The organism is Streptomyces sp. NPDC096013 (assembly GCF_044763565.1).
GTDB lineage: Bacteria > Actinomycetota > Actinomycetes > Streptomycetales > Streptomycetaceae > Streptomyces.
Map to the genome: position 1 here is coordinate 163,342 of NZ_JBIWGK010000015.1, position 20,534 is coordinate 183,875.

Below are 20,534 nucleotides of genomic sequence, written 5' to 3' on the forward strand. Positions count from 1 at the left end.
CAAGTCCGTTCATGACGTTCCCACAGGAAGAGACCCACATGGGCAGCAGTACCGAGACGTTGGAATTCCAGGCTGAGACCCGCCAGTTGCTCCGACTGGTGATTCACTCGATCTACTCGAACAAGGACATCTTCCTGCGCGAGCTGATCTCGAATGCCTCCGACGCCTTGGACAAGCTGAGGCTGGAATCGCTGACGGACTCCGGCCTCGCCGACATCGACACCACCGACCTGCACATCGCGTTGGAGATCGACAAGGACGCCCGTACCCTGACCGTCCGTGACAACGGCATCGGCATGACCCGGGACGAACTCGTGGAGCTGATCGGCACCATCGCCAAGTCCGGCACCGCGGGCCTGCTGGAGAAGATCAAGGAGTCCAGGGAGGCCGCCACCGCCGAGAGCCTGATCGGGCAATTCGGCGTCGGCTTCTACTCCGCGTTCATGGTCGCCGACAAGGTCACCTTGCGTACCCGACGGAGCGGCACCGACTCCGGCACCCAGTGGGAGTCCGACGGCGAGGGCACCTACACCATCGAAACGGTCGACGGCCTTCCCACGGGCACCTCAGTCACCCTGCACCTCAAGCCCTCCGACAGCGAGGACGGACTCGCTGACTACCTGTCCGAGTCGAAAATCCGTCAGATCGTCAAGCGCTACTCGGACTTCATCCGCTGGCCCATCAAGATGGCTGCCGAGCGTACCGGCACCGAGGGCGAAGCCACCCCCGACGTCGACACGCTCAACTCGATGAAGGCCCTGTGGGCCCGGCCGCGCGCCGAGGTGACCGCGGACGAGTACAACGAGTTCTACCAGCAGATCAGCCATGACTGGCTTCCTCCTGCCGAGACGATCCATATGCGGGCCGAGGGCACCTTCGAGTACGAGGCGTTGCTGTTCATCCCCTCGCAGGCACCCTTCGACCTGTTCTCCCGCGAGACCAAGCCCGGCGTGCAGCTGTACGTCAAGCGGGTGTTCATCATGGACGACTGCGAAGCGCTCATGCCCCAGTACTTGCGCTTCGTCAAGGGTGTCGTGGACGCCCACGACCTGTCGTTGAACGTCTCCCGGGAGATCCTCCAACACGACCGACAGATCCGCGGCGTACGCAGGCGCCTGGTCAAGAAGGTCCTCGGTGCCCTCAAGGACATGCAGTCCAAGGACGTCGAGAGCTACACGAAGGTGTGGGATCAGTTCGGCCGGGCGTTGAAGGAGGGCCTGGTCGAGGACATGGACAACAGTGAGGCGCTGCTGGAGCTCATCTCGGCCGAGTCCACGCACGACCCCGAGAAGACCACCACGCTGCGCGAGTACGTCGAGCGAATGAAGGACGGCCAGGACGCCATCTACTACCTGACCGGCGAGAGCCGGTCGATGGTGGAGAACTCCCCGCACATGGAAGCCTTCGCCGCCAAGGGGTACGAGGTTCTGATCCTCACCGATCCCATCGACGAGGTGTGGACCGACCGGGTACCGGCATTCGACGGCCATCCTCTGCGGTCCATCGCCAAGGGCCAGGTCGACCTCGACGAGTCCGCCGACGGCGACCAGGACACCGACGCTGAGAAGGCTCAGCGTGAGCAGGACTTCGCCGCCCTGCTGACGTGGCTGACCTCTACCTTGTCCAGCCAGGTCAAGGAGGTACGTCTGTCGTCCCGCCTGACCACCTCGGCAGCCTGCATCGTCGGCGACGCCCACGACGTGACGCCGACCCTGGAGAAGATGTACCGGGCCATGGGACAGCAGATCCCCCCGGTCAAACGGATCCTGGAACTCAACCCTGCGCACCCCTTGATCGTCGCCCTGCGCGCGGCACATGACGCAGGCGCCGAGGAACCCGCACTGGCGGAGACCGCCGAACTGATCTACGGCAGTGCGCTGCTAGCCGAGGGGGGCGACCTGCCCGACCCGGCCCGCTTCACCCGCCTGCTCACCGACCGCCTGTCCCGCAGCGTGTAACCACAGTGCGGCCAGAGGACGGCCGGCCGGATCAACTCCGGTCGGCCGTCCGTCACTTGTGCGCGGGACCAGGAGTGGTGCGGCGGGTGGACGTCGCACCTGAAGTCACCGGGCCGCACCGGGCTTGCGCGGGCGTTGCGCATGTGGGTGAGGGGGTACGCGCAAAGGTCAGGCAACGCCCTCCAGGCACAAGGTCAGGCAATGCTCCAGGCACGCAGTTGACGACCGACCAGGCCAACCCCTGACGTACCGGAAGCGGCGTCCCGCACCAGGGCGACTGCCTCCTTCGGCGGATACTCCAGAAGGCACCCGTTCAGCACGAGGTAAGCCTCTGTGCAGTGCCATGCGAACGCCTCGTTGGAGTGCTCCAGGCAAGGCAGCCGCACCAGTGTCTGCAAAAGCGCCGCGGCCTTGAGGAACAAGGACCCGTAGACATCACGCTCCAGGGCCCTGGCATTGACGCGGGCGACGGCCGCGTACAGAGGTCCGTAGTCGTCCACCTGCGGATCTCCGGGCAGCAGTTCGGCGGCGTGCAGCAGGAAGGTCACGTCGAGCGGGTGGAGCGGGTCGTGCTGGGTCACGCCGCGTTACCCCGCTCCTGCTGCTCCTCAAGATCATGCCGCGCGGCGAGCTCGGCCGTACGACGCTCCCTGTCGGGATCGGCCGCGTCGGCCGCTTCGGCGAAGGCGTCGCCGCTCCGTGCCATCGACTTGCTGAAGGCATCGAGGAAGTGCGTCTCTACCGCGGTGGCGCGGGCGTAGGCAGCGGAGAGGATGTACTCCTGCAGGCTGACGCCCTCCTGCCGTGCTGCGGCCTCGATCGCGGCGCGCTGGGCCGGATCGGGAAAACGTAGGTTCATCGCTTTGGGCTGAGACATGGTACCGATGGTATCGCTGGTACCAGCAAGGCGGCCACCCCCGGAATGGGGGGACCGAACCGGTGGACCGGGGTCACCGGCGTACCGGAGTCACCGGCCCCCGGTCAGCGCCCCCTTCGGCCCGGGGGAGCGGGTGCGGGCCGATGACTGTGGCGAGCGCTGTGGTCAGCCGGGAAGTGCGACGCGTCAGCCGGGCAGCTGCGGCGGATGCCTTGCCCGGAGGACCGGTACGACCGGATCGCCAGGTGAGCCGGACCCCCTGAACGTGCTGAAGGGTGCGGGCGCTGCCGGGCGGAGACGGGAGCAGAGACCGAACGCCGAAGCCGAGGCGCGCAACATCGCCGTTCCGGCCGAACCGCGCGTGGTTTGTCGCCATATGCCGACGTCTCAGCTGCCCGTCCTGCACGCGCTCGCTACATCTGGACGAGGTGCATTCGGAGAAGGGGGCTCTCATGGTGCTGTCGATCAATGTGGCCGTGCTCCTGGCGGTCATCATCGTGCTGAGACTTCGGCGCCGCACTGAGGCGCGTAAGCGCACCGACGAGCAGCTGACCGTGCTCATCGTGTTGGTGTTCGGAGTGCTGGTCGCCCCGACCGCCTTCGGGCAGGGAATCCTGAACGTGGTGGGCCAACTCGCCGACGGCATCACCCAGTCGGGCCACTGACGCTTCCCACCTCCGGCGGTGCTCGACTCCGAGGTGGGGGAATGCTGACACCTTCGCAGCGGTTCCACGGCCGAACTGCCCCTTCACCAGGGCGATTTACGCGACCGTCTGACCCTGTCCGGGGAGCACGTACCGTCGGTGGACGCACATCCCGGGCAGACATCCGCGCATTCGGGACCTGCTCGGCTGCGCCACTTCACGGGAGGCGATCACACCGGGAGGCCTGCGAGGCGAGTCGGGTTGGGTTGGGTTGGGTCCGCGGTCCTCCACGCATCTGGCGGGAGCGAGCTGAGCAGACGTGTGGCCTCCGATCGGGTCAAGCACAACGCCTCCCGCGGGCTCGGCGACACGCCAGGGGTTCGCATCGAACGCGCAGGTCAAAGAGGTGGGGCCGTTCTCGGGTGGGTGAACGGCTCGGCCGATGGAGGCGGCCGGGGGAGTAGGCCGAGCGTGCGCTCCGAGTGGTGGGCGAGGCGGATCGAAGTGACGGTAGATCACGTCGAACCGGATTCACCTGTGCTGACAAGAGGTCAGCTGCCGGTCCTGACGGAAGGACTCCGACGATGCGATCTGCCCGCATGCTCCTTGCTGCCGCGACGGCCACCGCCGCTCTCGCGATCGCCGCACCTGGCGCCTACGCCGCCACGCTCGGCGACGGGGACCACGACTCCTCGTCCTCCTCGACCAGGGACCACGACTCCTCGTCCTCCTCGACCAGGGACCACGACTCCTCGTCCTCCTCGACCAGGGACCACGACTCCTCGTCCTCCTCGACCAGGGAGCACGACGACTCCTCCTCTTCCTACAGCAGGGAGCACGACAAGGACAGCGACCACGACAAGGGCTCGTGGAACGAGAAGCCGAATGGCGGTATGCACACCGGCGGCGGCGCGCTGACAGCCGTCAAGTCGGACGACTCGTTCAAGGGCGACAAGAAGTTCGACCCGGAGACCTACAAGGACAAGGACTCCTCGGGCTCGGACCACGAAAACGACTCCTGGAACTCCGAGCAGGACGGGGGATCGCGGGACGAGCACGGTAGGGACGAGGAGGAGAAGCCGCACGGCGGCATGCACACCGGTGGCGGCGCGCTCGCCACGCCGGGTGTCACGGCCGGCGGTGTCGCGGTCCTCGGTCTCGTGGCCGCGGGTGCCTACGTGGTGCGTCGTAGGAGCAACGAGGGCGGTGTGGCCTGACCATGTCTGACGACATAGTGGCCCGGGCCGCCACCTCGTACTCCGTGGCGGCCCGGCCGGCTTTTCGCCAGCCCCCTTGCTGTCGGCGCGTAGCCCAGAGCCTCAGGGGGGCGCGCCCGACGCAGCGCGTCCTCGACCCCGAGACGCAGCGCGTCCCCGACTCCACTCCGCCGATTTTCCCGCGGTCACCACGCTCGCCGTACGTCTGGGGGAGCTGACCGCCGCTGGTTCGCTTCGCTGCCCGACCCGATGAGGTGGTGCCCGATGGCAGTCCGTTCGTCCTTTCCCGCCGAGACCCACAATCTCCGGCGGCGCCTGGCCTGGACCGTGTGGTGCGCGGGCATCGTGATCGTCCTGGTCATGAGCGTGTTCCGCGGTCACGACGATCCGTCCGGCCCCACCGGTACGTCCCACGCGGCGGCGGCCCCCGCCGCCTCCTCGGCGTCCCACCCTTCCCGCAAGTACCTGCCCCGGGCCGAGCCCACGCGGCTGCTCATTCCGAAGATCGAGGTCGACGCGCCGTTCACCGAACTCGCCATCGACGGCTCGGGCCGGCTCGAACCACCGCCGGCGGACGACGTGAACATGGTCGGCTGGTACGCCAAGGGCGTCTCGCCCGGTGAGCGTGGTGCGGCGATCATTGCAGGGCACGTCGACACCAAGACCTCCGCCGCCGTGTTCGCGGGTCTGAGCGACTTGAAGAAGGGCGACAGGTTCAGCGTCAAGCGGTCCGACGGCCGTACGGCGACGTTCGTTGTGGACAGCTCGGACACCTTCGAGAAGGACGACTTCCCCGACAAGCGCGTGTACGCGGACACCCCCGACGCCCAGGTCCGCCTGATCACCTGCGCGGGCAACTACGACCGTTCCGCGAGGGACTACACCGAGAACCTGGTGGTCTTCGCCCACCTCGTGTGATGACGACAGTAGCTGCGCCGGGGGAACACCAGGCCGGTGGGCCCGCTCGGCAGCTGCGCCACGTGACGCCCTCCCCGCTCTCGTCGTCACGGGGACCTGGCGGGCGACGTGGACGTCGGTTTCACTGCGAGCGTGGTGGCTGCGGTGACTGGCGGGGGGACGAACACGTGCTGACTTCCTGCCGGATCAGGTGCGCCAGCTGCTCCGCGGCCCGCACCGAAGCGTCACCGCAGCAGTTGTTGAAGAGCACGTGGACCCGCTCAGACCGCTCGGCGAGCCCACGCAACCGAGGCATCCACTCGGCGAGTTCGCTATCGGAGTACCTGTACCGGAAGCGGTCTTCTTTGCTCCCTCGTCCCCATGCCGTGCTGCGCCCGTGGAAACGTACGACGGCCAGTCGGGATGTGGTGACAGGTGTGACGGGTGGCATCGAAGAAGGCAGCCCCTGGACCATGTCGACGGCGACGGCAGTCATGCCGTGATCCGCGAGGAGCGCGCTGGTCAACTCGGCCTGGTCCGGCCGCCACCAGTCGGGATGCCGGAACTCCACGGCGACCGGCCAGCCCGCAGTGCGCCGTGCGGTCTCCAACAGGATCTGCTCGCCCCGGGGTCCTGGCCGCAGCCACGGCGGGAACTGGAACAGCACGCTGCCAAGTCGTCCGGCTTTCCGCAAGGGGCCGATCCCCTCGGCGAACCGCGCCCACAGCTCGTCGAGTACGCCGCTGTCCTGCGCGTCGGCCGACATGCCATCCGGTAGGACGCCGTTGCGTGCGGGATGCCCTGTCAGCAAAGAGAACGCCTTGACGTCGAAGACGAACCCGTCCGGGGTGCGTTCTGCCCACATCTGGCTGACGCGCTCCTGAGGCAAGGCGTAGTACGACGCGTCGACCTCGACGACCGGAAACCGTCCGGCGTAGTAGCGCAGCCGACCTTCCGCATCCCGCTGTCCCCTCGGGTACCAGCCGCTGCGCACGAGTGCCGGGTCGGTCCACGAGCAGGTGCCCACAAGAATCTCGCCCATACGGGACCGGTACCCACGAAGTGACGTCTCGCTCCTGCGCGGGATGGAACGCATGGGGTGGATATGGATAGGTGGCGGCAATGGCTCAGTGCGGTGTGGTCTTGCTGACGTAACCCCCAGGATTTCTGGCGCAACACACTGGGGCATCACGCCAAGCCAGGGCTGACCGTCTTCGTGGGCCCAGTGCCCGCCCGGCCGGGAAGTCGTAGAGCGCGAGCAACTCGTCCCGGTCGTCGGTGATCAACGTCTTCGGGTCACACGCCGACTGGGGTTCGCGCCTGCTAGCGGTCGAGGAACTCGTTGGCTGTCTTCACGAACTGGTCGTGGAACTGGAAGATGCCGCCGTGACCCGCGTCGGGGTAGACCACCAGTTCGGCGTTGGGCAGGCGCCGGGCCATGTCGTGCGAGTTCTTCGTCGGCACCATCCTGTCGCTCTCGCCCTTCGCGACGAGTACGGGCTGGCGGATGGCGGAGAGGTCGTGGGGCTGCTCCAGGCCCCAGCGGTGGATGGCCTTGAGCTGGTTGCTGTACGCGATGGGGGAGATCGACTTGTCCCGGTCGGTGGTGCGCTCCTTGAGGCGGGCCAGGAACTCCTTGCCGGCTCGGCGTCCGTTGGCGGTGCGGGTGAAGAACAGGAACTGCTTGGGGTCCTGGAGGGTGAAAAGTCCACGGACCGTGTCCAGGTGGGACAGCACCGTCACGTTCTTGATGCCCTCGCCCCCTGCGGGACCGGTGCCCGAAAGGATCAGTTTGCGGACGAGTTGCGGGTCGGTCTGCACGATCACCTGGGCGATCATGCCGCCCATCGAGAAGCCGTGGATGTCGACCTGTTCAAGCCCGAGGGCCCGGATGAAGGTGACGGCGTCCTTCGCCATCTCCTGGATGGTGCGGGGCGTGGAACCGCTGGAGGCGCCGACGCCCCTGTTGTCGAACGTGATGACGTGGCGCTTGGCGGCGATGCCGTCGACGACCCGCGGATCCCAGTTGTCCAGCACCGCGGCGAGATGGGTGATGAAGACGATCGGAGTGCCGGATCGGGGGCCGAGCTCGCGGTAGGCGAAGGTCACTCCGTCGGCGGTGAGGGTGCGGGTCGGCGCGTCCTTGTAGGACGTCACCACGTCGCTGCGTGCTTCCTGCTTGTCATTCATGTCCATGTCCTTCTTTGCGAGGGTTTATGGCGGACTGTGCACCAGGGGCCTCTTCTGGGAGAGGAGGTGCACCGCGAGGTCGAGGCCCGTGTGCTGCGCATCGATGATTAAAGTATGAACGTAATTCCATTAAGGCGCAAGGTGGCGCCGGTGACGAGGAGGAGTCGAAGTCGAGTGGCGCTGGTATGTCGTGGCCGGGGCGGGTGCCGCCCACGTGGCTGTGGGGTGGTACCCGCCCCGGTGTGTCAGGCAGCGAGGAAGTTGGTCACCTGGGTGGTGAACTCCTTGGCGCGCTGGAAGAGGAAGGCGTGGCCTGCGCCGGTGTAGAGGACGAGGGTGGCGTCGGCGAGGTGCTGCACCGCGACGTAGGAGGCGTGGGCGGGGATCATCACGTCCTCGGTGCCGTTGGCGTACAGGACCGGCTGCTGGATGGCTTCCAGTTCCGCCCGTACCTCGTCGAAGGGGGCTGCCAGAAGCTGAGCCGCCGCGGTGAGCATCCCCTGCGCCGCCGTCTCGGAGACCGTGGGGCCGTCGGCGGCGAGCCGGGTCGAGACGTGGGTGAAGTGCTCGTGCCCGGATGCGCGGGCCGTGTCCGTCTCGGGGTAGAAGAGGTAGAGCAAGTCTTCCAGGTCTGCGTCGGGCTTGGCCATGATGCCCAGGACCTTGTCGCTGAAGGGCGGTGCGTCGGGCACCCAGCCGGCCGGGCCGCTGCCTGCCACGATGAGCTTGCGGACCAGCTCGGGGCGGCGCACGGCCACACGCTGGGCCACGATGCCGCCCAGTGACCAGCCGAGCAGGTCGGCCTGAGCGAGGCCGAGTGCCTCGATGAACTCGATGGCGCCCTCGGCGAATCCCTCGAGGGAGTCGCGTGGCTCGCCGTCGGTGTGGCCGACGCCGACGTTGTCGAAGACGATCACGTCGTGCTCGGCGGCCAGGTAGTCCAGGAACTCCGGGTCCCACCAGTCGATGGTCCCGCGGAAGCGGTTCAGCAGGACCAGCGGGACTCCGCCCTGCGGGCCCATCCGTCGGTAGGTGAACGTCGCGGAGGGCCCCTTCACGGATAGGTCCTCGGCTTGGTCTGCCAGGTACGTGCTCATGATGTTCTTCTCTCGTGGGTGTGCGATCGGGGCGTCGGGAGGTTGCGGGGTCCCGGCCTGGTCTCGCGGCGTTCCCTCAGCCGGTGTAAGTGGGGTAGTCGGTGTAACCGGCCGCACCGCCGCCGTAGAAGGTGTCCGGGTCGGGAGCGTTGAGGGGCGCGCCGACGCGGATGCGCTCGACGAGGTCGGGATTGGCGAGGGCCAGTGAGCCGACGGTGATGACGTTGGCCAGTCCGTCTTCGACGTCCTTGGCTGGGTGGGAATGTCGGTTCCGGCCCGGTTGAGCAGGAGCGTGGTCGGCCACAGCTTGCGCAGGGTGTGCAGGAGATCGTCGTCGCCGGCATGGCCTATGTGCAGGTAGGCGAGGCCGAGCGGGGCGAGGGCCTGTACGAGGGTCGGATACAGCTCGTCGGTGTCGCTCTCCCTGAGGTCGTTGATCTTGAAGGGGTTGCCGGGAGTGAGTCGGATGCCGGTGCGGCCGGCGCCGATCTCGTCGGCCACGGCGGCGGCGACCTCGACGGCGAAGCGGATGCGGTTCTCGATGGAGCCGCCGTACCGGTCGGTGCGCTGGTTGGTGTGGGTGGAGAGGAACTGGTGCACCAGGTAGCCGTTGGCGCCGTGGATTTCTACGCCGTCTGCGCCGGCGGCGATGGCAGCCGCGGCTGCGCGGCGGAAGTCGTCGACGGTCGCGGTGACTTCCTCGGTGGACAGTGCGCGTGGCTCCGGCATTTCCCGCAGTCCGGATGCGGTGAAGGTGACACCGGCCGGCTTGATCGCGGAGGGGGCCACGGGCTGTCGGCCGTGGGGGGTGTTGTCGGGGTGGGAGATGCGTCCGACGTGCATGAGCTGGATGACGATGCGTCCGTCGGCGGCGTGTACGGCGTCGGTGACCTTGCGCCAGCCTGCGATCTGCTCCTCGGAGTAGATGCCGGGGGTGGTCAGGTAGCCCTGCCCGTCCGCGGAGGGCTGGGTGCCCTCGGTGATGAGGAGGGCGTGGGAGGCGCGCTGGGCGTAGTACTCGGCATTCAGCGCTGTCGGTACCCCTTCCGGGGTGGATCGGCTGCGGGTCAGAGGGGCCATTGCCAGCCGGTGCGGCAGCGGGATGTCTCCGGCGAGTGTCGGGGTCCATAGGGCGTCGAGCATGGAGTGTCCTCAAGTCATAAGGGCTTGGCCATGAGGGGTGATGGCCGGCCAGGAACAGCGCGTCGGCAGGGCCGGAGGGGAGTGGGGAGGACGAAGACTTCCTGCCTTCTACGTCCGCTCATGTCCCGTCACGAGAGTCGCCGACCGGGTCGGCGCGCCCTGCGAGCACATTGAATTACGCCTGTAATACTATTCATGAGGTATCCGCCAAGCGCAAGTGGGTGGGTCTCTGCGCCGGTGGAGGAGCGGGCTGTGGTGCGCTGTCGGCGAGAGTGCGGGGCGGTCGAATGGGCGGGCAGTGTGAGACGGCTTGTTGCGATACGGGCATTCGCGAGAAGGCGGGCTGCCTCTTCGGAGGGGGGTGCTATGGCCTGAACGGGAGGCAACCCGTGCCGGTCCGAACTCAACCCCGCGGGCGGCGATCCTTCCGGTCTTGCGCGGTGCGGCGGCCGGGCGGCTGACGTCGGGGGGTGTGGCGGCGCATTGCGGGGTGGCGCGTGAGCCGGTGTTGGAAGCGGCCCATCTGCGGCGTCGGACGCGTCCGTGTGAGGGTGTGGGGCAGTGGCCCGCCCCCGCTCATACGACCACCTGTGCCCCGAGTAATTGAATTACGTTCACAATGCAATACATTGGAGGAGTCGACGGAGGGCGAGCGTCCCTCCCGGCGTGCAGGGGAGGGTGCGGTGCGGTACAGGGAAGAGCACAAGCAGGCGACCAGGCGGCGGATCGTCGAGACCGCCGGCCGCCGTTTCAAGGAGGACGGCATCGACGGCTCGGGCATCGCGGCACTCGTGAAGGATGCCGGGCTGACCAACGGCGCCTTCTACACCCACTTCGCGTCCAAGGATGACCTCGTGGCCGCCGCGATCGCCGACCAGTTGCGGGCGCAGAACGCGAGCATCGTCGCGCATGCGGAGCCAGGCCGCGCCGGCCTCGAACAGATCGTGCGCTGGTATCTGTCTCCCTGGCACCGCGACAGCCGCCACGCAGGCTGCCCGTCCGCGGCCCTGCTCGACGAGATCGGCCGCTGCACGCACCCGACGAAGCGGGCCTACACCGACGGCGTACTCATGGTCGCCGACGGCATCGCCGCCCGCCTGGCGCCGGATGACCCGCTCTCGGCCCGCACCAAGGCGCTCGGCGCCTACGCCATGATGGCGGGAACGCTCCAGCTCGCACGCGCCCTCGCCGACCGGCAGCTCGCCGATGAAGTCCTCGAGCAGGGCATCCGAAACGCCCTCGCCCTGCTGGGAGTTGAGCCCGAGCGCACCGGGGCGGCGCACTGAGTGGGGCGTCCGCGGGAAGGCTGTGCACGCCATTCGCCCTCCCGTGCGCAGGGCGCCGAGGTCTCCCCAGCAGCGTCATGTTCGCGCAGGAACAGCCTGCGGTGCGCACCACTCACTAGATTGAAGTATGCTCGTAATTCAATTGGCTCATCGGTTCCCGTGAGCCTGATTCGTCGGGAGAGCAGGCGGACATGAAAGCCTTCGTTGTCGAACGCTTCAGCAAGGACGGCCTTCGAGCTGTCGAGGTGCCGGAACCCGATCCGGGCGACGGCGATGTCCTGATCCAGGTGCACGCGGCGGGCGTCAACCCATTGGACTCGAAGATTCGGGACGGGGAGTTCAAGTTCATCCTGCCGCATCGTCCGCCGTTCACGCTGGGGCACGACGTCGCGGGGGTCGTCACCCGCGTCGGCCCTGCGGTGCGCGGATTCAAGCCGGGCGACGAGGTCTACGCACGGCCTCGCGACAGCCGCATCGGTACCTTCGCGGAGTACATCGCGGTCCACCAGGACGATGTCGCGCCCAAGCCGGCCTCGCTGTCCATGCCGGAAGCCGCCGCGCTGCCCCTCGTCGCCCTCACGGCATGGCAGGCACTCGTCGAGCGAGCCAATCTGAGGGCCGGCCAGAAGGTCCTCATCCATGCAGGCTCCGGCGGTGTGGGCACGATGGCGATCCAGCTCGCCAGGCATCTCGGCGCCACTGTCGCGACGACGACGAGCACAGCGAACATGGACTGGGTGAAAAGCCTCGGTGCCGACCTCGTCATCGACTACAAGCACGAGGATTTCGCCAGGGTCCTGACCGGCTACGACGTGGTACTTGACCCCCTGGGCGGCCGGTCGCTCGCCAAGTCGCTGACTGTGCTGAAGCCCGGCGGCCTGGCGATCGGCATCAGCGGTCCCCCGGATCCCGCCTTCGCCCGGCAGATCGGAGCCCCACCGTTGCTGCGCATGGCGATGACCGCGCTGAGCCGCCGCGTCCGGCGGCAGGCGAAGCGGTTGGGCGTTCGGTACTCGTTCTTGTTCATGCGTGCTGACGGGACTCAGCTGCGAGAGCTGACCAAGCTCGTCGAGGCCGGGGACCTGCACCCCGTCCTGGACCGAGTGTTCCCGTTCGACCAGACGCTCGATGCGATCGCTTACGTCGATCAGGGCCGCGCCAAGGGCAAGGTCGTCGTCACGCTGGACCAGGTCCCGCACTGAATCGGCCCGCCGTCTGCTCCGCCCGGCGCACTAATTGCGCGCACCGACAGCCGCACCCTTTCCCCAAGGGGCGACGCGGAATGATCAAGGCGCCCCATATGGACCTGCGAGCCGGTCTGGACGGTCGGCTCGGTGAACGGGCGGAGCACACGGCACTGCGGACAGCGACAGGCTGCTCCGTCGCATCTCCTCATGTGGAGGGAGACGTGCGGACGCCGGAACCGCGCGGCTGACCACCCGTCTGACGCGGGACAAGCCGGGTGGAAGGCACCGGGCGTCCTGCCGGTAGCTGGCCTCAGCGGATGAAGGCGAGGGCGTTTTCGATGCCCTGTTCGAGGACCTCGTCGGAGAACTTGCGGTCGGAGAGGGCGCGGGAGAGTTGCAGCGTTCCGACCGCCATGGTGTAGAGGCCGATGGCCTGTCCGCGGGCGGACTGCGGATCCTCGGGTGTCAGGCGGGCGGCGAGTTCGTCCAGGATGGCTGTGGCGCCGTTGGTGTAGGCGTCCTTGGTCGCGTCACCGCAGCGGCCGATCTCGTCGAGGAGGGCTGCGGACGGGCAGCCGTCGCCGGGGTTGTCCCGGTGCTCGGGTGACAGGTACCAGCGGATGAAGTCCTCGAGTCCTTCGCGGCCGGGCCGCAGTGTGCCGTACTGCTCGACCTGGGCGCGCAGCTGCTCGGCGACGACCTTGGCGACGAGGTCGTCCTTGGAGTCGAAGTGGGCGTAGAAGGCTCCGTTGGTCAGTCCGGCGTCCGACATCAGCGTGGCGATGCCCGAGCCGTCGATGCCGTCCTGCTTGAACCGGTGGCCGGCCCGCTCGATGATCCGCTGCCGGGTCACCTGTTTGTGCTCCTTGGTGTAGCGCGCCACCGGGTTCCTCCGTCAACTCAGCTGGGTCGTTGCCTCGTGTGCCCATCCTAGTCTATGGTCTGACGGATGTAATATTACGGTCGGCAGGTCGTGTTTGCTGGCGCAAGGTCGAGCACGCCGAGCCACGTTCCGGCCATCCGTACGGCCAGGATGGTGGCCGGAACGCCTCCGGCTGGAAAGGGGAGCCCAGGGGGGCTGGGGCTGGGCGCCGGGGTTACGCGTAGCTGTCGTAGGTCGGCTTGCCGCTCGGTCGGTAGACGCCCACGATGGTGCCGCCCTTCGTCGTCGAGACGCTGACCGGCTCCAGCGCGGTGGGGATCGCTCCGTCCGCGAACAGTTTCTTGCCGGTGCCGATGATCACCGGGTGGATGGTCAGGCGGTACTCGTCGACGAGGCCGTGTCGCATGAGGGTCTGGGCGAAGTCGCCGCTGCCGACGACGTTGATTGCGCCGCCCTCGGACGCCTTCAGCCTGCGTACGGCGTCCACGGTGTCGCCCTCCAGCAGCGTCGAGTTCTGCCACTCGACGGACGTCAGGGTCCGGGACGCCACGTACTTGTGCATCGCGTTCATCCGCTCGGTGAACGGGTTGGCGGGATCGGCGGTCGGCCAGTACGACGCGAAGATGTCGTACGTCTTGCGGCCGAGCAGCATCGCGTCGGAGTCCGCGTACCAACCGGCGATGGCCGCGCCGACCTCGTCGTCGTCCACCGGTTTCTGCCAGCCGCCGTGCTCGAAGCCGCTCTCGGCGTCCTCGTCCGGGCCGCCCGGGGCTTGCATGACGCCGTCCAGCGTCAGAAACGTACAAACGATGATCTCGCGCATGGTGCGCTCCTTTCCTCGACGGGTAGACCGCACGGCCGCCGGAAACTCATCGGTGGAACAGCCGCGGCACCGGCGTCCCGTCGGCGCGGGTCACGGCGCCCGGCAGAAGGGTGTCCTGCCCATCGCCGACTCGATGCCGCCGAGGACGAGCTTCTGGAACTGCGCGGCGCCCGGGAAGGAGCCGTCGGTGCTGAAGTCCTTGGCGTCGTGGCCCAGGGTGGTGAGCCAGGCGCGGCCCCCGTCGTAGTACTGGCACCAGGCCATCGGGTGGACCTTGCCGTGTCCGGGGTGGCCCATGCTGCCGGTGACACCCTGGAGCAGGGTGGACTCGTCGACGGTGGCGAGGAGGCGGACCTTGGACGGCGCCGGGACGAGGTTGTACCACTCGTCGGTGAAGTTCCAGCGGGTCGGGAGACCCTCGGTGGAGGAGTCGTGGCGGTCCTGGGTGACGACGGTGCCGGCCTGTTCGGGGCCGTGGTCGTAGTAGTTGGCGCCGCCCAACAGACCTTCGTACCAAGGCCAGTTGTACTCCGTGCCGAACGCGTTGTGGATGCCGACGAAGCCTCCGCCGCCCCGGATGTACTGGCGCAGCGAGGTCTGTGCGGCGTCGTCGAGGGTGTCACGGCTGGTGGAGAAGAAGATCACCGCGTTGTACTTGAACAGCTGGGACGGGGTGGCCAGTTGGGTGACGTCCTCGGTCCAGTCGACGGCGAACCCGTTGGCCTGGCCGAGCTGGACGATCGCGTTCTGTACGACGTTGGCCGCGGTGAGCGCCGGGTCCAGGCCGGTGCCGAGGGCGGGGCCGAGGTCCGCGTGCCGGGGTCCGGCCGTGCGGGTGTAGAGGAGCACCTTGTAGCCGTCGACGGCCGGGGTGAAGTTCCCCCAGTCGTGGTAGCACGTGGGATTGGTGCCGCGGCAGACGCCGTAGTCGGGGTCGCCGAGTTCCTGTGCGCCGGCGGGGCGTGACTGGGCGGAAGCCTGGTGGCGGCCGCCGAGGAAGGCGGCCAGGGCGATGAGGACGATCGCCAGGGCGATGGACAGCGGGGCGCGGGTTCGTGCCGTCATGGCGGTCGGCCCTCTCACTGGACGACGATCTTGCCGGTGGACTGGGGGAAGGCCGGGTCGTTGTAGAAGTACTCGCCGGCCTTGGCGAAGGTGTGCGTGGACGACTGGCCCGGCATCAGGAGACCGGTGTCGAACTCGGCGTCGAAGAACGCGGCCGCTCCGTGTGCCTGCTTGTTGTCGGCGGGATTGGTGAAGGTGACCTCGGTACCGGCGGGGACGGTGAGGTGCTGCGGCGCCATGGCGTTCTGGGCCACCGTGTTCTCGGTGGCGCCGGGGGAGTTGGTGGTGGTGCTCCAGATCCGGCCGAGGGTGATGGTGTTGTGTGCCGTCGCGCCGGTCACGGCGGCCACACGGATCTGGTTGCGCCGGGAGGGCGGGGTGGGTGCGGGGGCGGGCGCGACCCTGCCGCCGAGCTTGAACGCCCACAGGTGGTCGCCCTTGGGGATGTCGGGGAAGGGCAGTCCGTTGCCCCCGGCGAGCACGGCCACGTACTGCTCGCCGTCGATCTCGTAGGAGACGGGCACGGTGTTCACGCCCGCGCCGCACTGCCAGGTCCACAGGGTCTCGCCGCTGGTGTCGTCCATCGCTTCGAGGACGCCGTCCGGGCGGCCCTGGAAGAGGAGCCGGCCCGAGGTGGTGAGGATGCCGTTGCCGTGGGCGAGGGACCAGTCGCCCTCCTTGCGCCAGGCGACCGTGTTGGTCCGCGGGTCCATGGCGACCAGACCGCCTCCGAACAACTCTCCCAGCGGGCGTGCGGTGTTGACCCTGCCGCCGCGGGCGTTGGAGTAGGAGGAGTTGACCAGGCCGTAGCCGATGTAGACGTATCCGGTCTTCGGGCTGAAGGACGGGAAGCCCCAGTCCCCGCCGCCGCCCGCGCCCGGGAAGATGATCGTGGCCCGGTCCCAGAAGACGGAGTACAGGCCACCCACCGGGTAGAAGGGCACCGGTCTGGTCGCCTTGTCGAAGCGCGGGAACGGGTCGGTGAACGGCTCGCCGCCGGGGAACGGCTGGGTGGGGGAGGTCTTGTGGTCGGCGTGCTGGGGGACCGGGCGCTCCTCGATGCCGTGGACGGCCTCGCCGGTGCGGCGGTCGAGGATGTAGAACATGCAGGTCTTGGAGCCGTAGACGACGACCTTGCGCCGCTTGCCGTCGACGAGGAGGTCGGCCAGGACCGGTGCCATGACGTTGTCGGCGTCCCAGATGTCGTGGTGGACGGACTGGAAGTGCCAGCGCCGTCTGCCGGTCTTGGCGTCGATGGCGACGATCGAGTTGGCGAAGAGGTTGTCGCCGCCGCGCGAGGAGCCGTCCGTGCGGGGGTATGGGTTGCCGAACGTCCAGTAGACCAGGCCGAGTTCGGGGTCGACCGCCGGATGGATCCAGGGGACGGCGCCGCCGGTCTTCCAGGAGTCGCCCTCCCAGGTGTCGTGTCCGAACTCGCCGGGTCCGGGCGGGCCCCAGAAGGTCCACACGACGTCACCGGTCTTCGCGTCGAGGGCGTAGCCCCCGCCGCGGGCGCCGGCGGTGGAGCCCTCGGTGCCGACGTAGATCAGACCGTCGAAGTGGACGACGGCGCCCGCGAGGCCGCCGCTGTTGCCGCCGCACTGGCCGCTGTCGTTGCTGCACCCGTCGTCACCGCCGTTGTCCTCCACGATGAGCGGCTTCTGCCAGACGACGGCGCCGGTCTCGCGGTCGAGGGCGTAGACGATGTTGGCCCCCGAGATGGTGAAGACCTTGCCCTCGGCCACGGCGACGCCGCGCATGTTGGTGGTCTCCGTGCCGAGGTTGGTCTTCCAGATGACGTCGCCCGTACGGCCGTCGACGGCGAAGACGTTCTGCTGGGTGGTCTCGACGTACAGCACGCCGTTCTGCACGACGATCGTGCACTGCTGGTAGGCGGCGGTCGAGCCGCCCTCCAGGTTGACGTGCCAGGCCCCGCCGAGCCTCTTGACGTTCTTCGGGGTGAGGGTGCGGAGCGTGGAGTGGTTCTGGTTGCCGTAATTGCCGCCCGCCTTGGGCCAGTCGGCCCCCGTGGTGCCGAGCGCGGCGGACTGCGCCGGCACCGGGAGCGCCAGTTCGGCGGAGTCGGAGGAGGAGGCCTCGGTCGCGGAGGTCAGGGCGGAGACCGTGGCCGCGCTGCCCGCCGCGGCCGTCAGGAGGAAGGAGCGTCTTTCCATCGTTGAGTTCCCTCGATTCGATCAAGGTCCACCAGATGGTTCGCAAAACCCGCAGAATGGGTTCGCGTGATGGAGCGTCACGTTAGGGACGGCGTCCGCGCGTGACAAGACGTGCGGCAGAAGGTTTTCGTGGAGCGGGTGCCAACCGAGGTCTAGGCGGGTGGAGTTGGTACCGCCAGGTGGACCGGGACCATGGAAGGCGGCATGGGGCTCTTGTTGCGCCGGCCCTGCCCGGTCTCCTCCCAGGCGTGGGCGAGGATGCCGACACTGCGGCTGAGCACGAAGAGGCCGCGGGCCAGGGGCGCGGCGAAGCCCAGCTCGGCGTAGATGACCGCGGTGGCTCCGTCGATGTTCATCGGCACGGGCTTCTTCCCCTCGCGCCCGCGGTTGACGTACGCCTCGACGGCACGGGCCGCCCGCAGATGGGCGCCCTCGACCAGTCCGTCGGCCACGGCACGGTCCACCAGGGCCAGCAGGGGATCGCGGCGCGGGTCGTGGGGGTGGAAGCGGTGGCCGAAGCCCGGCAGATAGCGCGAGCGGGTCCGCCACTCAGCGACGACTTCGGCCACGGCGCGTTCGAACTCGCCTTGCTGGTCGTGTCGTCGGGTGATCTCGTCGAGCAGTTCCACGCACTGCTGGCCGGCTCCGCCGTGGACGTCGCCGAGCATGTTGACCCCGGTGGCCACCGCGCTGTTGAGGCCGACGCCGCAGGTGGCGGCCATCCGGGCGGCGGCGATCGAGGGCGCCTGCGGACCGTGGTCGACGCCCGCCACCAGGGCCGCCTCCAGGAGTCGCGCCTGTGCGGGGCGCGGGAGTTCGCCGCGGAGCAGCAGCCAGATGATCTCGACGAACGTCGCGTGGCCGATCAGGTCCTGGACGGGATGTTCGCGCAGTTCGATGATGCCGGGTTCGATCCGGCTGACGGCGGTGGCCCACCACTGGGCGACCAGGCCGTCCTGTGGCCCGGTGGTCATGAGGCCGGCGCTTCGGCGGCCGTGCGGCCGTGTGCCCGCCAGCGGGCGACGAGCGTGGTGCGTTCCTCGCTGTGCTGGTCGAGCAGCGGCGGCGGGGAGGTCGGGGGGAGGGGCTCGCCGTTCACGAGGACGCCGTTGCCGCTGACCCGCAGGGTGCGGTCCGAGCCGTCGGGGTAGGGCAGTTCGGTGAAGAAGCCGCGGTGCGCGAGCTGTTCGAGCTCCACCGCCTCGGGAACCGTCAGTACGCGGGCCGCCGGAACCCCGGCCGTGGACAGGATCTCCTCCCACTCCAGGGCGGTCCTGCGGCGCAGTGCCGTGTTGAGTTCGGTGTTGAGTTCGGCGCGGTGCCGTTTGCGTGCCTCGCGTTCGGCGAAGCGCGGATCGTCGACCAGACCCGGCAGCCCGGCGAGCCGGCAGAGCGTGATGAACTGCTCCTGACGGTTGGCCGCGATGTTCAGTCCGCCGTCCGCGGTCTCGAACGTTCCGGACGGCGCGGCGGTCGCGTTCTGGTCTCCCATCGGCTCCGGATCGACCCCGCTGACCAGGTAGTTGGAGACGGCCCAGCCCATCGCCGAGAGGGAGACCTCCAGCATCGAGACGTCCAGCCGTGCGCCCTGCCCGGTCCGCTCCCGGCCGAGGAGCGCCGCGCTGATCGCGAGAGCCGCGCCGAGTCCGCCGAGCGAGTCACAGACCGGGAATCCCACCCTCAGGGGCGCGGTGTCGGTGGTGCCGGTGATGCTCATCATCCCGGACAGGCCCTGGATGATCTGGTCGTAGGCGGGGGCGGTGCTCATCGGCCCGGTCTGGCCGAAGCCCGTGATCGAGCAGCTCACCAGAAGCGGGTTGAGCTCGCCGAGCCGGGTGGCGCCGTAGCCCATCCGGGTCAGCACCCCGGCCCGGAAGTTGTCGAGGAGGACATCCGCTCCGCGCACCAGGTCCTCGAAGTCGGCCCGGTCGGCGGGGTTCTTGAGGTCGAGGGCGAGGGACGTCTTGCCGGCGTTCTGCGCGAGGAAGGAGGCGCCGATACCGGACCGGTTGAGTTCCGGGTCGGGGCCGAGGTTCCGGGCGAGATCGCCTCTGCCCGGCTGTTCCACCTTGACGACCTCGGCGCCGAGCAGCATGAGGTGGTAACTGCAGTACGGCCCTGCGAGCACATTGGTGAGATCGAGTACGCGGATTCCTGAGAGCGGTCGTTCGGGCATGCACCGGCTCCTTCTGAGGTTTCTGCGATGGCTTCACACGGGGGCTATTTCGTCGGGCTGAGCGGATGGTCGAACCCCTGCTCCGACATCTGCCGGGACACGGCGGTGAGCGCGTCGGCGAAACGTTGGACGACGGCCTCGGGGAAACGGTGGCTGGGGCCGCTGAGCGACAGTGCGGCGACCACGGCTCCGGTGCGGCCGAGGACCGGCACGGCCACGGCCGTCAGCCCCTCGTCGCGCTCACCCCGGCTGACCGCGAAGCCGCGCTCGGCCGCCATGTCCGCCCACACCCGCAGCTGACGCGCGTGTCCCTCGCCGTGCGGTGAGTCCAGGGCTATCCTCGCCAGCAGGCTGTCCGGCGCCGTACGCAGCAGGATCTTGGACGACGCGCCCGCCCACAGCGGGAGTTCGTCCCCGACCCGCACCACATGGCGCAGCGGCTGGGGGCTCTCCTGCTGCGCGACGCAGACTCGGGCCAGTCCGCGCAGCATGAAGAGATTGACTGTCTCCTGCTGCTCCTCGGCGAGTTCCCGCATCAACTTGCGTGTCTCGCGGGGGAGTTCCCAGCTCGTGTGGGCCAGATGCGCCCAGCGCCACAGGCCGGGGCCGGCGGTGTAGCCGGCCGGGGTGTCCCAGAGCAGACCGCTCTGTTCCAGGGTCTGGACCAGGCGGACCGCCGTGGTCTTCGCCAGGCCGGTGGCGTCGACGATCTCCCGCAGGGTGACCGTCGGCCGGTCCTCGGTCAGCAGCCCCAGAATGTCCAGGGCCCTGCGGACACTGCGTACCCCGGTCGCCTCGGCCGCCTGCTCGGTCCCGTCCACGCGACTTCTCCCTCCGTGCCGGGCCGCCCCCACGGACCGCCCTCGGAAACTTCCTTGAACTGTCCTCTTGCCACCGCGAGTTGGCGCCCGTACGTT

General features: G+C 68.5%; 18 protein-coding genes and 2 pseudogenes. 6 read left to right on the forward strand and 14 right to left on the reverse strand.

Annotation, left to right across the window (positions count from 1 at the left end; all coding sequences use genetic code 11):
• Nucleotides 1-38: 38 nt before the first annotated feature.
• Entirely contained in the window at nucleotides 39-1,958 is a 1,920-nt protein-coding gene (gene htpG, locus ACIRB1_RS37210; RefSeq protein WP_403468631.1) for a molecular chaperone HtpG, read from the forward strand.
• Nucleotides 1,959-2,152: 194 nt separating this feature from the next.
• On the opposite strand, the gene ACIRB1_RS37215 is transcribed toward htpG, so the two are convergent.
• The gene (locus tag ACIRB1_RS37215) at nucleotides 2,153-2,539 is read right to left on the reverse strand and encodes a fic family toxin-antitoxin system, toxin component (RefSeq protein ID WP_403468632.1); all 387 of its coding nucleotides are present in this window, start codon (nucleotides 2,537-2,539) and stop codon (nucleotides 2,153-2,155) included.
• Nucleotides 2,536-2,835 carry a DUF1778 domain-containing protein gene (locus ACIRB1_RS37220; RefSeq protein ID WP_403468633.1) on the reverse strand — a complete coding sequence of 100 codons (300 nt, stop codon included), beginning with the start codon at nucleotides 2,833-2,835 and terminating at the stop codon, nucleotides 2,536-2,538. The genes ACIRB1_RS37215 and ACIRB1_RS37220 overlap by 4 nt, the downstream gene beginning before the upstream one ends.
• A gap of 452 nt (nucleotides 2,836-3,287) precedes the next feature.
• On the opposite strand from ACIRB1_RS37220, the gene ACIRB1_RS37225 reads away from it, so the two are divergent.
• The 3 genes from ACIRB1_RS37225 (at nucleotide 3,288) to ACIRB1_RS37235 (ending at nucleotide 5,614) form a co-directional block, all read left to right on the forward strand.
• Entirely contained in the window at nucleotides 3,288-3,500 is a 213-nt protein-coding gene (locus ACIRB1_RS37225; protein ID WP_352182860.1) for a hypothetical protein, read from the forward strand.
• Nucleotides 3,501-4,063: 563 nt separating this feature from the next.
• The gene (locus tag ACIRB1_RS37230) at nucleotides 4,064-4,696 is read left to right on the forward strand and encodes a hypothetical protein (RefSeq protein WP_403468634.1); all 633 of its coding nucleotides are present in this window, start codon (nucleotides 4,064-4,066) and stop codon (nucleotides 4,694-4,696) included.
• Between the two features lie 264 nt (nucleotides 4,697-4,960).
• Entirely contained in the window at nucleotides 4,961-5,614 is a 654-nt protein-coding gene (locus ACIRB1_RS37235) for a class F sortase (protein ID WP_403468635.1), read from the forward strand.
• 121 nt (nucleotides 5,615-5,735) lie between these two features.
• Here ACIRB1_RS37235 and ACIRB1_RS37240 read toward each other — a convergent pair whose 3' ends face one another.
• The 4 genes and pseudogenes from ACIRB1_RS37240 to ACIRB1_RS37255 all read right to left on the reverse strand — a co-directional run bounded on the left by ACIRB1_RS37240 (nucleotide 5,736) and on the right by ACIRB1_RS37255 (nucleotide 10,023).
• Complete coding sequence (locus ACIRB1_RS37240; protein WP_403468636.1) at nucleotides 5,736-6,635, reverse strand: DUF72 domain-containing protein; 900 nt, start codon at nucleotides 6,633-6,635, stop codon at nucleotides 5,736-5,738.
• Between the two features lie 281 nt (nucleotides 6,636-6,916).
• Nucleotides 6,917-7,783, reverse strand: a complete 867-nt coding sequence (locus ACIRB1_RS37245; RefSeq protein WP_403468637.1) for an alpha/beta fold hydrolase — start codon at nucleotides 7,781-7,783, stop codon at nucleotides 6,917-6,919.
• 245 nt (nucleotides 7,784-8,028) lie between these two features.
• Nucleotides 8,029-8,880, reverse strand: coding sequence for an alpha/beta fold hydrolase (locus tag ACIRB1_RS37250; protein ID WP_403468638.1), 852 nt, complete (start codon nucleotides 8,878-8,880; stop codon nucleotides 8,029-8,031).
• 76 nt (nucleotides 8,881-8,956) lie between these two features.
• A pseudogene (locus tag ACIRB1_RS37255) lies at nucleotides 8,957-10,023 on the reverse strand (alkene reductase).
• A 683-nt stretch (nucleotides 10,024-10,706) separates the two neighbouring features.
• Between ACIRB1_RS37255 and ACIRB1_RS37260 the strand changes: the two are divergent.
• Both ACIRB1_RS37260 and ACIRB1_RS37265 read left to right on the forward strand, forming a co-directional pair.
• Nucleotides 10,707-11,309, forward strand: coding sequence for a TetR/AcrR family transcriptional regulator (locus tag ACIRB1_RS37260; RefSeq protein WP_403468639.1), 603 nt, complete (start codon nucleotides 10,707-10,709; stop codon nucleotides 11,307-11,309).
• Between the two features lie 191 nt (nucleotides 11,310-11,500).
• The gene (locus ACIRB1_RS37265; protein WP_403468640.1) at nucleotides 11,501-12,511 is read left to right on the forward strand and encodes an NADP-dependent oxidoreductase; all 1,011 of its coding nucleotides are present in this window, start codon (nucleotides 11,501-11,503) and stop codon (nucleotides 12,509-12,511) included.
• 295 nt (nucleotides 12,512-12,806) lie between these two features.
• Here ACIRB1_RS37265 and ACIRB1_RS37270 read toward each other — a convergent pair whose 3' ends face one another.
• The 8 genes and pseudogenes from ACIRB1_RS37270 to ACIRB1_RS37305 all read right to left on the reverse strand — a co-directional run bounded on the left by ACIRB1_RS37270 (nucleotide 12,807) and on the right by ACIRB1_RS37305 (nucleotide 20,438).
• Complete coding sequence (locus tag ACIRB1_RS37270) at nucleotides 12,807-13,379, reverse strand: TetR/AcrR family transcriptional regulator (RefSeq protein ID WP_352182867.1); 573 nt, start codon at nucleotides 13,377-13,379, stop codon at nucleotides 12,807-12,809.
• A 214-nt stretch (nucleotides 13,380-13,593) separates the two neighbouring features.
• Nucleotides 13,594-14,202, reverse strand: a complete 609-nt coding sequence (locus ACIRB1_RS37275) for a dihydrofolate reductase family protein (protein WP_352182868.1) — start codon at nucleotides 14,200-14,202, stop codon at nucleotides 13,594-13,596.
• A gap of 90 nt (nucleotides 14,203-14,292) precedes the next feature.
• Nucleotides 14,293-15,267 carry a ThuA domain-containing protein gene (locus ACIRB1_RS37280; protein ID WP_403468641.1) on the reverse strand — a complete coding sequence of 325 codons (975 nt, stop codon included), beginning with the start codon at nucleotides 15,265-15,267 and terminating at the stop codon, nucleotides 14,293-14,295.
• A 14-nt stretch (nucleotides 15,268-15,281) separates the two neighbouring features.
• Nucleotides 15,282-17,441, reverse strand: coding sequence for a PQQ-binding-like beta-propeller repeat protein (locus ACIRB1_RS37285; RefSeq protein ID WP_403468642.1), 2,160 nt, complete (start codon nucleotides 17,439-17,441; stop codon nucleotides 15,282-15,284).
• Nucleotides 17,442-17,518: 77 nt separating this feature from the next.
• Nucleotides 17,519-17,584: pseudogene (locus ACIRB1_RS37290) on the reverse strand (hypothetical protein); the annotation flags it as partial.
• Between the two features lie 9 nt (nucleotides 17,585-17,593).
• Complete coding sequence (locus ACIRB1_RS37295) at nucleotides 17,594-18,415, reverse strand: citryl-CoA lyase (RefSeq protein ID WP_403468643.1); 822 nt, start codon at nucleotides 18,413-18,415, stop codon at nucleotides 17,594-17,596.
• Entirely contained in the window at nucleotides 18,412-19,617 is a 1,206-nt protein-coding gene (locus ACIRB1_RS37300) for a CaiB/BaiF CoA transferase family protein (RefSeq protein WP_403468644.1), read from the reverse strand. The genes ACIRB1_RS37295 and ACIRB1_RS37300 overlap by 4 nt, the downstream gene beginning before the upstream one ends.
• 44 nt (nucleotides 19,618-19,661) lie before the next feature.
• Nucleotides 19,662-20,438: an IclR family transcriptional regulator gene (locus tag ACIRB1_RS37305; protein ID WP_352182873.1), complete on the reverse strand. Its 777-nt coding sequence runs from the start codon at nucleotides 20,436-20,438 to the stop codon at nucleotides 19,662-19,664.
• Between the last annotated feature and the right edge of the window lie 96 nt (nucleotides 20,439-20,534).